This window comes from Citrobacter sp. Colony219, from assembly GCF_019382635.1.
GTDB lineage: Bacteria > Pseudomonadota > Gammaproteobacteria > Enterobacterales > Enterobacteriaceae > Citrobacter > Citrobacter youngae.
Window position 1 is genome coordinate 3,585,360 of sequence record NZ_CP080033.1, and the last position, 282, is coordinate 3,585,641.

Below are 282 nucleotides of genomic sequence, written 5' to 3' on the forward strand. Positions count from 1 at the left end.
CTCATAGCGCCGCAGATAGGGGAAGCGAGCGCAGAATTTCAACAAAAACCCTCTGCCAGTTCCTTCATAGCCCTGAACGGTGGTGGTTAACATTGTTCGGGGAAAACGCGCCACCAGTTGGTGTAGCAGCGGCGCGGGGATCGCGGCGGCTTCATCCACGATCAGCCAGTCTGCAGTTGCAGTACTGCTTAACAGCGCATCCGGGGCCATAAAGCAGTAGCGTTCCCCAGCAAATTGCGCCAGTACATCCGTTGCCGCTTTCGCCGGAGCGGTAACAATCGC

Annotated in this window: 1 pseudogene; it reads right to left on the bottom strand. The window is 57.4% G+C overall.

Annotated elements, in window-relative coordinates:
• Nucleotides 1-282 (bottom strand): annotated as a pseudogene (locus JTI85_RS21535) (tRNA cytosine(34) acetyltransferase TmcA); the annotation flags it as partial.